This window comes from Chryseobacterium sp. 7, assembly GCF_003663845.1.
Taxonomy (GTDB): Bacteria; Bacteroidota; Bacteroidia; order Flavobacteriales; family Weeksellaceae; genus Chryseobacterium.
The window spans coordinates 1,581,641-1,594,922 of the sequence record NZ_RCCA01000001.1 but is presented as its reverse complement, the minus strand read 5'-3'; the positions used below and the strand labels follow the sequence as shown (position 1 = coordinate 1,594,922).

Sequence of the window (13,282 nt, the reverse complement as noted above, 5' to 3'; positions counted from 1 at the left end):
CCTAATTATTTTTTAATTCTATTTTAATTAGTGGAAAAAGTGTCTGACACCTGTAAACATCATTGGAATATTGTGCTCGTTTGCGGCCTCAATACTATCCTGATCTTTTACACTTCCACCTGGTTGAATAATCGCCTTGATACCTTCCTGAGCGCAGAAATCTACCACATCACGGAAAGGGAAAAATGCATCTGAAGCCAATACCAAATCTCCGGAGAATTTTTCTTTTGCTCTTTCGATAGCCTGCTGAGTCGCCCAGATTCTGTTTACCTGTCCGCCGCCGATACCGAATGCCTGAATTCCGTTGGAAACTACGATTGCATTAGACTTCACATATTTCACAACTCTCTGAGAGAAAAGTAATGCTTTTTTCTGTTCTTCTGTAGGCTGTACTTCAGTTACCACTTTGATATCATCTGAAAAGTGAAGGTCATTATCCTGAACAAGGATACCGCCGTCTACTTTCACCCAAGTTTGTTTGTCTGAAACCGGGTTTACGATTTTGATGATTCTCAGATTTTTCTTTTTTCTTAAAACTTCAAGGGCTTCTTCATCAAATTCAGGAGCCATTACAATTTCAAGGAAAGTTTTATTCAATTCTTCAGCCGTTGCTGCGTCTATTTTATAGTTCATTGCAACAATTCCGCCAAAGATAGAAACCGGATCACATTCGAAAGTTTTCTGGTACGTTTCCAAAGCTGAAGTTCCAATCGCCACGCCACAAGGCGTAGAGTGTTTTACGGCACAACAAGCCATTTCTTCTTTGAACTCAGTGACTACTTTCCAGCAAAGATCCATATCACGAAGATTGTTGAAAGAAAGTTCTTTACCTCCAAGCTGTTCGAAGTCTTTCATAGCTCCGTTCTCGAAAGTAGAAACATAGTAAGCTGCTGTCTGATGAGGGTTTTCTCCATATCTTAAGTCAGCAACTTTTTTATAAGAAGCATTAAGATAAGTAGGATATTCTTCATCTAAAAGCATTCTTGAAATAGCTGCATCATACGCAGAGGTAAGGTTGAATACTTTTCCTGCAAGCTTTTTACGGGTTTCGATGTACGTATCACCGTTTTGTTCCATTTCAATTTTCACGGCTGCATAGTCCTCTACATCAGTGATTACTGTTACAGAATCAAAGTTTTTAGCTGCAGAACGAAGCATTGAAGGACCTCCGATATCGATAAACTCTACTTTTTCATGTAAAGAAATGTCTTTGTTTACATTTTCAAAGAAAGGATAAAGGTTTACGATCACCATGTCAATCAGATCAATTCCGTGCTCCTGAACGGTTTTCATGTGCACTTCATTGGTACGAACAGCCAGCAATCCGCCGTGAACTTTCGGGTGTAAAGTTTTCACTCTTCCGTCCAGCATTTCAGGGAAATTGGTTACCTCATCAATCTGAATAGGATTTAAACCAGCGTCTTTCAAATGTTTGAACGTTCCTCCTGTAGAGATCAACTCATAATTCTGAGCTTCCAAAAACTGCGCGAATTCTATTAATCCACTTTTGTCAGAAACACTGATTAAAACTCTCTTTTTACTCATTTTACTTTCGATTTTTTACTTTTTACAGCTATTTCAAACTGTGTCCGGGTCTTTCACCTCCGAACTTACTTTTATTTTACTTAGATTTTTCTATTTTCCTGTCAAAAATTTTTGACATTATTTATTTCCCAGGACCTTATTGATCGCTATCGGAAATATTTCATATTCAATCTGGTGAACTTTCTGAGCCAGGGTTTCAGGAGTATCTTCGGCTGTTACTTCAAAAGATTTCTGAAGAATAGCTTCTCCTTCATCAATGCCCGGCGTTACAAAATGTACAGTGGCCCCACTCTCTACTTCTTTAGCTTCTATTACTGCATTGTGAACGTTCATTCCCCACATTCCTTTTCCTCCGAATTTCGGAAGCAAAGCAGGATGAATATTGATTATTTTACCGTTCCAGTTTTCACAGAATTCAGATTTTAAAATGGATAAAAATCCTGCCAATACAATAAGGTCTGTATTTTCTGGGATTACTTTCGCCAATTCACTGCTGAAATTTTTTCCTCTTGGAATTAATATACTTTCTATATTGTGATTCTTTGCTCTTTCCAGTCCGAAACATTCTCTGTCTGCTACCACCAATGTTACTTTTGCATTCTGGATTTCTCCGGAATCAATAGTATCAATGATTCTCTGCAGATTGGTTCCTGAACCGGATACGAGTACAACGATGTTCTTCATTATTCAGATGTTAGATGCCAGATTTAAGATTACAGACTTACCGTCTGATGTCTAGGGTCTGAAATCTGATGTCATTTAAAATTTCAAATCAATTTTCTCTGCTCCCTCAGTGATTTCCCCGATTTCGTAAGCATCATCTAAAAGGTGTAATACTTTTTCAGCATGTTCAGCATCTACAACGATTACCATCCCTACACCCATATTGAATGTTCCGTACATTTCCTCGCGTGCTACTTCACCTCTCTTTTCAAGTTCAAGCATTACGCTAGGAATTCTGATTTTTGATTCATCAATAGAAGCACAAAGTCCTTCAGGAATAATTCTTGGAACGTTTTCGTAAAGACCACCTCCTGTGATGTGGGCAATTCCGCTTACTTTTACTTCTTCCAATACTTTGTGAATATCTTTGTAGTATAGTCTTGTAGGAACTAAAAGAGTCTCGTATAAAGGTTTTCCTTCAAATTCTTCTTCGAAATTAGGAAATACTTTTCTTACTAAAGAGAATCCGTTTGAATGGAATCCTGAGCTTGGTAATGCAATAATTTTGTTACCTGCTTTAATGGTAGAACCATCAATAATCTGGTCTTTTTCTACAATTCCTACACAGAATCCTGCAACATCATAATCTCCCGGCTGGTACATTCCAGGCATTTCAGCAGTTTCTCCACCAATTAATGCACAGTTGTTATCCTTACAAGCGGCAACCATTCCTAAAACGATTTCTGCAGCAATTTCTGAATCAAGCTTTCCGCAAGCCAGATAATCAAGGAAGAACAAAGGTTTTGCTCCGTGACAAAGAATATCATTGGCACACATTGCAAAGCAATCTACTCCGATAGAATCATATTTTTTGGTATCTAAAGCTACTTTAAGCTTTGTTCCTACTCCATCTGTTCCTGATACAAGAACCGGATTTTTGTATCCACCGATCTCATAGAAAGCACCAAAACTTCCCAAGTGGTTCAGTACATTGGAATTATGGGTTTCACCGACCGCTTTTTTGATCTTGTCAACCGTTTTGTATCCTTCTTCTTTGTCTACTCCTGCTGATTTGTAAGTGTTGCTCATGTCTGCTTAGATTTTTAGATATCGGATTTCAGATTTCATACTATTTATGATCTAGTAACTGCTTCTGGAGTCTTCTTATCTTTTAATATTTCAATTACTTTTATACTTGATTTTAGAAAACAAAAAAGCCGACAATCTTTTCAGATTATCGGCCGTTATTTTATCTCAGAATTTCAGAGCCCACAATTTTCCCTTTATGAGAAAAACATTGTTTATAGGAGGTCTGAATTTTCATCTCTTTTCTTTTTGCAAAAATAGTAATTTTAAATGAATATTCAAATTCTATTTTTCAAGGATGGTTTCAATAGCCGCAATCTTCTTTATTTTCTCTTTCAACTCACTGATTTTCTCTTCATTAGAAATTTTATGAGTTGTTTTATCAAAATTATCATTAAAGAATGGAAGTGAAAAAGTTTCCACCACATTTCCTCCGTGGAAAGGAAAACGCTTTGATGCAGCTTCCAAAACACCTGCTCCACCTCTACCTCCCGGAGACGTAGACATCAATAACATAGGCACTTCATTCCAAACTGTTCTGTCTTTGATTCTCGACACCCAGTCGAACACATTTTTAAATGCTGTAGAATATGTTCCGTTATGTTCTGCCAAAGCTACCAACAATACATTAGCTCCGTCAATTTTAGCGGCAAAATCGTGAGCTTCCTGAGGAACACCACCTGCTAATTCTCTTTCATGTTTATAGATGGGCATTTCGAAAGGATTAAGATCTACTACTTCTACTTCTGCATTTTCAAATAATGTGGATGCGTATGCTACCAACTGCTTGTTCATTGAAACTTCTGAGTTGCTTCCTGCTATTGCTAAGATTTTCATATGTGAGGTTTATTTTTAAGATTACAAATTTAGTTTTTTATTTAAGATAAGAAGGCAGTTCCATTGGGACTTCCATTAATAATATTTCGGTGTCTTCCACGGCTTCGATATTAAAACTCTGCGTATCCCAAATTCCCAATCCGTCTCTTTCATTCAGAACACGGTCTCCTATTTTTGCACTTCCTTTTAATACGAATGCATAGACTCCGTTTCCTTTTTTGTTGAGCATATAATTTTTACCGTTTCCTTTTGTAAAATTGGCTAAGTTGAACCATGCATCCTGGTGAATCCAAACTCCGTCATCATTTTTATTGGGAGATAAAATCTGCTGGAATCCGTTGATTTTTTCACCTTCTTTAATGCTTTTCTGATCGTATCTTGGTTCCACATTCTGCTCTTTTGGGAAAATCCAGATCTGAAGGAATTTTACTTCTTCATCTTTATTTTTATTGTATTCGCTGTGCTGCACACCAGTTCCCGCACTCATCACCTGGATTTCCCCTTTTTTGATTACCGCTGTAGTTCCCATTGAGTCTTTGTGTTCCAAATCGCCTTCCAAAGGGATTGAAATAATTTCCATATCCCTGTGCGGATGTGTTCCGAAGCCCATTCCCTGAGAAACGGTGTCATCGTTTAACACTCTTAGAACCCCAAAGTTCGTTCTTTCTCTGTTTTGATAGTTGGCAAAACTGAATGTATGGTAAGAGTTTAACCATCCGTGGTTAGCGTGACCTCTTGAATCTGCTTTATGATATACTGTTTTCATTTTATGTGATTATTTATAGTACAAATGTACGGGATGCGGATGTTTTAAAAGTTGATGTAGGGTAAGAAAGGAAGCTGGAGAAGCAAAAGGGTAAAAGGATTATTTATAAATTATGAATATTGAGAGGTTGGATCACACAATGATGTGAAGAGATCTTTAAATTCTCATCCGCTTTTATGGCGCTTTATACCGGATATCCTTTAAGGACTGAGCAGATTATATGTACAAACATTAATACCGGTAATATTTTTATAACCTATTGAATGTAATTAGATTAAAATATTAGCACAAATTTAAATTTTGATTAACCATTTGAAATACATTATTATGAATTTTGCTCAAGTAGGTATAAAAAAAATAAGATACTAAAAATCAATCATTTAAACAATGGAAATATATCTATAAATTACTCTGACTTTGGATTCATAAAATAATTACATTTGCCCCCGTTTAAAACAAATAAAAAAAATGATCAAAAAAACTCTATTTTTAAGTATTGCTGTATTAGGTTTGTTCTCATGCAGCAGTGATGATGATACAGCAACAATAACCAATGAACCTAGCATTGTTGGTAAATGGCAGCCTTCCAAATTTATGGCATATTCAGGTAAAGATGGAAGCATCATTGCTAATGAATCTTCTGATGCTAATGTATGCGATAAAAAAGGTTCGGTGGATATCAGCTCTGCTGGTAAATGGCATGAAATAGGTTATTATGGAAATACTGGAGGACAGTGCACTCTTGATGTAGATGTAACTTATGATTATACCTACGATACGGCTTCTAAAAAGCTTCAGGTTAAGTATTCTAGCGGAACAACTGATGTATATACCGTGAAAAAATTAACAGATACACAATTAGAGCTTGTAGAAGAACTTTTTGATACCGATGGTGATGGTATAAAAGATGAATTTACTACAATATATAACAGACAATAAAAGAAAACGAGGCTGCCCTTTTGAGACAGCCTCGTTTCTTTTTATAAATCATTTTAAGTTGAGCTAAAGCTAATTGATCAATACTTAAGGAAAAAGCGGACTAAAGCCCTTCCTATTGAATTTTTATCAGTTTTTCAATTAAATTTTGGGTACAACTTCTAACTTCCTGTTAAAAATGCACCTGTTTGATCTCCTCTTCAATTTCTTTAGGGGTTTCATCTTCTGATTTCACAAAAATCATGGTTACTACAGCTCCTATCAGCATACAAACACCTCCTACTACAATATAATCCATAGCCTGTTTTCCGAAAATACTACTTACAATAGGTCCTCCGAATAAACCGTTAATAATCTGAGGAATTACGATAAAGAAATTGAATATTCCCATATAAACTCCCATTTTTCTTTGTGGAATAACTTCAATAAGCATGGCATAAGGCATTGCTAAAATACTTGCCCACGCAAAACCTAATCCGATCATTGAGATCCATAGATTATTAACGTCTTTAATAAAGTACATTGAAACCAGTCCTAAACCTCCACACAATAAAGCTAAAGCATGGGTTTGCTTTTTACCAATCTGCTTGGCAATAGGTGTCAATAGAAAAGCGAACGGAATGGCCCAAAGATTATACATTCCGAAAAGTTTTCCTGTAAGGTCTCCTGCATCATTAAATGCTTTGGAATGGGTATCTTCCGGGGAAAGCCCAAAATGATGGGTTGCCAATGCGCTCGTAGTAAATACCCACATCGTAAATAATGCAAACCATGAGAAAAACTGAACAATTCCCAGCTTTTTCATCTGTTCAGGAATCGCAGCAAAATCTTTGAATATATCCGAAAACTTAGACTCATGTTTTTCTCCCTCTTCTTTATCATCAAAATCAGCGAACTCCTGTGGAGAATATTCCCTGGTTGTGATAATAGTATACAAAATAGATATGATTAGCAAAGCCGCACCAATATAAAAGGAGTAAATGACATTATCGGCAACAAATCCAGCTGGTGCTTCATTGGAGATTCCCATTTTTGTTAGCCAATCCGGTAAATAAGAACCTAATACGGCTCCTATTCCAATCAGAATGGTTTGTACAGAGAATCCTATGGTACCCTGATGTTTTGGGAGCATATCTCCTACCAGGGCTCTGAAAGGTTCCATTGCTATATTCACCGAAGCATCCATCATAGCAAGGAATATTACTGCTAATAAAAGGGCATTAGCGGCAAACATCTGAGTAACAGAGGCGGCATTCGGAAGGAGCACCAATCCGATGGCACACAGAACAGCTCCAATTAAAAAGTAAGGCTTTCTTCTTCCCAGCGGGCTCCACGTATTGTCACCCATATGACCAATAATAGGCTGAACAATCAACCCTGTGATGGGCGCTACCAGCCAAAACCAGGATAGCTCATGAACATCTGCTCCTAAATTTCCAAGAATACGGCTTGCATTTCCGTTCTGTAGACCAAATGCCATCTGAATTCCCAGAAATCCCATACTCATATTGATGATCTGGAGCATGGATAAGTTTGGTTTTATTTTTCTGCCAGATGTACTGCTTTCATATCTTCCGTTTATTAGTGCCATTCTGCTTTCAGTTTTTGAATTAATAAATCTTCAATAGGTGTTTTTTCTGGCACTACTTTATCTACCACTTCATTAGGAACCGTCATGGAAAGAACGTATTGTTTTACCTTCCAGCTTCCATTGATTTTCTCTAATACACCGGAACCTCTGCATATTTTCATTTGGGTATCCAATAGCTCATCAAACCACGCCAGTTTTCCGTCTTTGCTGAAGTAGATATTTCTTTTAATGGCTTTAAAATTCCAGGTTTTCTTTTTGTCAAAATAAGGTTTTGCCCATACCATGAATTCTTTTTTATTCCAGATTTCGGTAGCATCTGTTCCAATAAATATAGATTCATCTGCAAAGAAATTAAAATAAGTGGCATAATCTGCTTTTGCCGCAGCTGCATTGAAATCATCAAGCATTGCACTTATTTCTGCTTTTTCTTTATTAAATGTATTTTTTGACTGTGCTGTAAGTAAAGAAAATCCCAGTAAAAAAAGGATTAATGTATAGGCACTTGTTAATCTTTTCATGTATAATAGTTATTTTTTGAGTTCAATAATCAACGGAGTTTTTGCAGGAATATTTATACTGTTTTGTAATAACATTTCTTTTCCTGAAATTACTTCTTTCCCATTTGTAAATCCGTTAAGGGATTCGGCAAAACGTTTCAGGTCTAATGTCTGATCTTTTTTGTTATTATTGATGACTACCATCACACTTTCTTTTTCGTTATATCTGAAATAAACAAAGACACCATCCTGAGGAACGAAATTTTTAGTTTTCCCATTGTGAATTACATCCTTATCCTTTCTCCAATTCAGTAATTTTTGAGTAAACTGAAAAAACTCTTTCTGCTCAGAAGTCTGAGAGGATGTAAGGAAAGCATTTTGTTTATCAGATTTCCAGCCACCCGGAAAATCTCTGCGGATATCTGCATCTCCCCTTCTCTTTTTATTTCCACGCATTCCTATTTCTGATCCGTAATAAATTTGTGGAGTTCCTCTCACGGTTGAAATCAGGGTGAGTGCCATTTTATAAGCATCAGGATTTGCATTAAAGATCTCGTTCCATCTTTCTGTATCATGATTTTCGAAGAAAACCAAAAGATTATTGAGGTCCGGATACAGGAAATCACTGGTAAAAGTATCATAAATTCTTATCATCCCTTTATCCCAGCTTTCTTTTTCTTTAAGGGCTTTAGGCATATTTTCAAACAGCATAAAATCCATTACCGATGGTAAATTTGAATTGTATCCTGCGATTTCTCCAACTTTGGAGTCTTTCTGCCATGCTGCAATTTGTGCGGCTGTATACAGCCAGGTTTCGCCTACGATATTGAATTTCGGATATTCATCAGTAATTGCTTTAGCCCATTTTGCCATGGCTTCTTTATCATTGTAAGGATAGGTATCTACACGGATGCCTCCCAGATCTGCATATTCAATCCACCAGATCGCATTTTGAGTAAGGTATTTTAAAACCAATGGATTTTTCTGATTGATATCCGGCATTGTTTTATCAAACCACCCGTCCAACGCATATTTCTTATCAATATCCGAAGCATTGGTATCAAATTGTGTTGTTGTCTTATAATTGGAACGTTTAAAACCATTTTCTCCTTCATCAAACCAATGTATCCAGTCTTTTGAGGGCAGATCTTTGATCATCCAATGTGAAGAACCCCAATGATTGGTCACATAGTCCATCACCAGTTTCATATTTTTTTTATTCAGCTCATGAGATAATGTTTTGTATTCTTCATTGGTTCCGTATCGGGCATCTATTTTATACAGATCAGTTTGGGCATAACCATGATAGGAATCTTTTTTTTCGTTATCCTCATTCACTGGGGTAAGCCATACCGCTGTAACTCCCAGGTTATGAATATAATCAAGATTATTGATAATCCCGCGGAGATCTCCGCCGTGCCTTCCTCTAGGTAATTTTCTATCCATTTTCTCCGTAAGATCAGGACTAGAATCATTTTTTTCATCCCCATTGGCGAAACGATCCGGCATGATCAGGTACATCACATCTTTTGAAGTAAAAGATTCCCGATTGGCAGATCCAGATTCTCTCTGCTTCAGTTCGTAAGTATAAGCATCGATATCTTTTTTATCTTTTTTAATATTGATGGTAAACTTCGGAACATTTATTTCATTGGTATTGACTGTAATAAAAACATAATTCGGATTATCCACTTTCCTGATGTCTTTTATCTGAATTCCATCCGAAAGTACAATGTCGTTATGGGCAACATCTTTCCCGTAAACAAGAATCTGAAGTTCTGGATTTTTCATCCCTTTCCACCAAAAAGCAGGTTCTACTTTTTCCAATGTTTTTTGGGAAAAAGCTACTGAAGTTACTGAAAGGGCTAATGCGGCATATATTGTCTTCATATTAGTGTTCAATTTAGCATTAAATTTTCATATATACATTCAAAAATATAGCGCAAGGTATCTTTTTTTACCACCATTAATGTAAAGTTTCAAAATTTAACATCCTTATTTAGATTTTTATTAAAAAAACTTAAACTTTTCATAAAAAATTCATTCTGAAAGTTGATTTTTCATTCTTTTTATTTCTAGTTTTACAGAAAAAAAGAAATGTTTGATTTCAGTAATATGTTCAAAACTGAGGGACCGGATGTTGTTTACAGCTGGACGATTCCTGTATTTGCTGTGATTATTTTTATAGAAATGGCTTACAGTCATTTTAATAAGGAAAAGATTTACGAGACTAAAGATGTAGCAACCAATGTTCTTTTTGCTTTGCTCAATTATGGGTTAGATATTATTATGAAAGGCTTTTCTTTGTTTGTCATGATGTTTTTTTACCATCACCGTATTTTCGACTGGCAAGAGGGAATTTGGTATTGGATTGCGGTTTTTCTGGCTCAGGATTTTGCTTATTATGTTCATCATTATGTAGATCATCATTCACGGGTTTTCTGGGCGGTACATATTACCCATCATAATTCTGATTATTTCAATATCAGTACAGGGTTCAGAAGTCCGGTGTTTCAGCCGCTGTACAGATATCTGTTTTTCTCTCCTTTAGCATTTATGGGATTTCATCCTTGGCATATCCTTGTAGCATATTCCGCAATACAGATTTATGGTACTTTTGTGCATACCCAATCCATTAAAAGCATGGGATTTTTAGAATATATTCTGGTTACACCTTCTCACCATAGAGTACATCATGCGTGTAATATCAAATACTTGGATCGTAATATGGGAATGGGGCTGATTATCTGGGATAAAATTTTCGGAACTTTTGAGAAAGAAGATCCTGAGGTTCCTGTGAAATATGGTATCTATCCTAAAATGGAGTCTAAAGATCCGGCAACTACTCTATTCTATGAATGGAGAAGAATAGGAAAGGATATCAGACAGCCGGGAATTTCCTTTAAAAACCGCATACAATATCTTTTTTATTCACCGGGATGGAGACATGACGGTACCGGAAAAACGGTAAAGCAGTATCAGAAAGAGTATAAGGAAAAGATAAAAAACAGACCCTTACCTGCAAAAGAGCCGGTTTCAGAAGCTGAATACCAGTATTCATCACTGAATCAGCAGGCAGGAGATAAATAATCTGTCAAAAAAATACCCCGGACATCAGAATTTTGATGAACCGGGGCACCTTAGTGTCTCTTCAAATTAATTATTTCGCGGGTTTAATAGAAATTGCGAAACCGCCACTTCTTGCCATTTTAAAATTAATTTTTGATTTACTGCTAATCTCTTTTTTATAGATATTATAGCTTTGAGGATTATCAATATAATCAGCATCTTTTCCATCTTCATAGATTGTTGCTTCATATTTCTTTCCTTTGTCCAAGAAAGAGAAGTCTAATGCATAATCACGTTTGTTTTCATCAGTAATACCTCCTACAAACCAGTTTTCAGTACCTTTAGCTTTTCTTGCAGTGATTACATAATCTCCCGGTTCTGCAGATAAAATCTTTGTATCATCCCAATCTGCTGCTACATCTTTAATAAACTGGAAGGCATCCATATGCTTTTTGTAGTTCTCAGGAAGGTCTGCAGCCATCTGAAGCGGCATATACATCGTTACATAAAGTGCCAGCTGCTTTACCAAAGTAGTTTTCACAGAACGGTTATCTCCAGGGAAATAATAGTCTAATTTCGTTTGGAAAATTCCCGGCGTATAATCCATAGAACCTCCCATCCATCTTGTAAACGGAAGAACAGTCTGGTGATCTGGTTTATTTCCTCCGAATGCTTCATATTCTGTTCCACGGGCTGCTTCTGCAGAAATATAGTTCGGGTAGGTACGGCTTTCTCCTGTAGGACGTACAGATTCGTGAGAATTGACCATGATTTTATAGTCATTTGCTTTTTCTGCAATTCTATAGTAGTGATTAATCATCCATTGAGAATAATGGTGTTCTCCTCTAGGAATAATATCTCCTACATATCCTGTTTTCACCGCATCATAACCATATTTATTCATGGTTTGGAAGGCTTTGTCTGCCCATCTTTCATAGTTCGTGGCAGAACCTGAAGTTTCATGGTGCATGATTAGCTTAATTCCTTTTGAATGGGCATATTCATTCAACATTTTGATATCAAAATCCGGATAAGGGGTAATGAAATCGAAAACAAATTCTTTAGAGTGCCCGAACCAGTCTTCCCAACCTACATTCCAACCTTCGATCAATAATCCCTGGAATCCGTTTTCTGCAGCGAAGTCAATATATTCTTTAACTTTTGTATTGTTGGCTGCGTGTTTTCCGTTTGGAGTCAATTTCGCAAAATCAGTTTTACCTAAATGAACATTTTCAGCTGTAGAATAAGCCCATTGTGATTTTCCGATGATCATCTCCCACCAAACTCCCATGTATTTTGTAGGATGAATGTAAGAAGTGTCTGTGTATTTTGTAGGTTCGTTAAGGTTGAATATCATTTTAGAATCCATCACCTGTTCTGCTTTCGGAGCTACAATAATGGTTCTCCAAGGCGTTACTGATGGTGTCTGGATATATCCTTTCGCTCCCTGTCTGTCAGCAGTTAAATGTGTTTTGAATTTATAATTCTGAGCATCTACTTCAAGATGTGAAGCCGGATAATCTAATACCGCTGCTTCTGCAACGTTGATATACAAAGGTTCTTTTCCTTCTTTTTTAAGCATCAATGGAGACTGAACTGCATTTTTCACCAATGATTGTGAAGCGTTGGCATCATATGCTTTGTCCCATTTTGCCGGAATTTCAGAAACTTTTGTTTCCTGATACTGATATTCCTGAGAGTCGTAATCTGCAACAATCCACCATGCTTTCATATCGGTAGGGAAATCAATTTCAGAATCTTCTTCTCTGATTACGAAATAATTAAGATTTTTCTGTTGTGGAAACTCATATCTGAAACCCAAACCATCATTGAACAATCTGAATTTCACTACAATACTTCTGTCTGTAGAAGCCTGGTTCAGGGTAACTGCCAGCTCATTGTAGTTATTGATATAGTTTTTCTTTTCTCCTAAAACCGGCTGCCAGGTTTCATTTTTGGAATCTCTTTTTTCATCTGTTTTTGCAAAACCGTTGTTCAGATCGAATTTTGCATCTTCTGGTTTGGCTATTTCAGAAGCAAACTTTATGGCTGTGTCTTTAAATAATCTCAATCCCAATTTAGAATCTTCTACCACTACCGCACCGTTATATTTCAGGTTATAGTAGGGAACTCCACTTTTCAGCTGAAAATTCATTTCAAACTTTCCGTCCGGAGATTTTAAAGATTGGGCTTTCAAACCTGTAAACATCATTGAGAGCAAAAGTGCTCCAACTGTAATTTTCTTCATAATGACTATTTAATTAACTTAAAAATAGATAAAAAGTGCTGTGG

The 13,282-nt window shown here is 36.4% G+C and carries 11 protein-coding genes; 2 read left to right on the top strand and 9 right to left on the bottom strand.

The genetic code is table 11. From position 1 onward, the window contains the following. Positions 1 to 27 precede the first annotated feature (27 nt). The 5 genes from purH to CLU97_RS07300 all read right to left on the bottom strand — a co-directional run bounded on the left by purH (position 28) and on the right by CLU97_RS07300 (position 4,897). Positions 28 to 1,545: a bifunctional phosphoribosylaminoimidazolecarboxamide formyltransferase/IMP cyclohydrolase gene (gene purH, locus CLU97_RS07320; RefSeq protein ID WP_121487342.1), complete on the bottom strand. Its 1,518-nt coding sequence runs from the start codon at positions 1,543 to 1,545 to the stop codon at positions 28 to 30. Between the two features lie 117 nt (positions 1,546 to 1,662). Next, positions 1,663 to 2,229 carry a phosphoribosylglycinamide formyltransferase gene (gene purN / locus CLU97_RS07315; RefSeq protein WP_121487341.1) on the bottom strand — a complete coding sequence of 189 codons (567 nt, stop codon included), beginning with the start codon at positions 2,227 to 2,229 and terminating at the stop codon, positions 1,663 to 1,665. Positions 2,230 to 2,304: 75 nt separating this feature from the next. Beyond that, positions 2,305 to 3,297, bottom strand: a complete 993-nt coding sequence (gene purM, locus CLU97_RS07310) for a phosphoribosylformylglycinamidine cyclo-ligase (RefSeq protein ID WP_121487340.1) — start codon at positions 3,295 to 3,297, stop codon at positions 2,305 to 2,307. A 282-nt stretch (positions 3,298 to 3,579) separates the two neighbouring features. Continuing rightward, complete coding sequence (locus CLU97_RS07305; protein WP_121487339.1) at positions 3,580 to 4,131, bottom strand: NADPH-dependent FMN reductase; 552 nt, start codon at positions 4,129 to 4,131, stop codon at positions 3,580 to 3,582. Between the two features lie 37 nt (positions 4,132 to 4,168). Continuing rightward, entirely contained in the window at positions 4,169 to 4,897 is a 729-nt protein-coding gene (locus tag CLU97_RS07300; protein ID WP_121487338.1) for a pirin family protein, read from the bottom strand. 468 nt (positions 4,898 to 5,365) lie between these two features. On the opposite strand from CLU97_RS07300, the gene CLU97_RS07295 reads away from it, so the two are divergent. After that, a complete protein-coding gene (locus CLU97_RS07295; RefSeq protein ID WP_121487337.1) occupies positions 5,366 to 5,836 on the top strand; it encodes a lipocalin family protein in 471 nt (156 codons plus the stop codon). A 169-nt stretch (positions 5,837 to 6,005) separates the two neighbouring features. On the opposite strand, the gene CLU97_RS07290 is transcribed toward CLU97_RS07295, so the two are convergent. The 3 genes from CLU97_RS07290 to CLU97_RS07280 are packed head-to-tail and all read right to left on the bottom strand — an operon-like array spanning position 6,006 to position 9,811. Beyond that, complete coding sequence (locus CLU97_RS07290; protein WP_121487336.1) at positions 6,006 to 7,424, bottom strand: MFS transporter; 1,419 nt, start codon at positions 7,422 to 7,424, stop codon at positions 6,006 to 6,008. Then, entirely contained in the window at positions 7,415 to 7,942 is a 528-nt protein-coding gene (locus CLU97_RS07285) for a nuclear transport factor 2 family protein (RefSeq protein ID WP_121487335.1), read from the bottom strand. Before CLU97_RS07285 ends, CLU97_RS07290 begins: the two co-directional genes overlap by 10 nt. 9 nt (positions 7,943 to 7,951) lie before the next feature. Then, positions 7,952 to 9,811: a glycoside hydrolase family 13 protein gene (locus CLU97_RS07280; protein ID WP_121487334.1), complete on the bottom strand. Its 1,860-nt coding sequence runs from the start codon at positions 9,809 to 9,811 to the stop codon at positions 7,952 to 7,954. Positions 9,812 to 10,018: 207 nt separating this feature from the next. Here CLU97_RS07280 and CLU97_RS07275 point away from each other — a divergent pair, with 207 nt between their 5' ends. Beyond that, positions 10,019 to 11,011, top strand: a complete 993-nt coding sequence (locus CLU97_RS07275; protein WP_121487333.1) for a sterol desaturase family protein — start codon at positions 10,019 to 10,021, stop codon at positions 11,009 to 11,011. Between the two features lie 70 nt (positions 11,012 to 11,081). On the opposite strand, the gene CLU97_RS07270 is transcribed toward CLU97_RS07275, so the two are convergent. After that, positions 11,082 to 13,238 (bottom strand): glycoside hydrolase family 97 protein, encoded by a 2,157-nt coding sequence (locus CLU97_RS07270; RefSeq protein ID WP_121487332.1) that lies wholly within the window; start codon positions 13,236 to 13,238, stop codon positions 11,082 to 11,084. Positions 13,239 to 13,282: the final 44 nt, after the last annotated feature.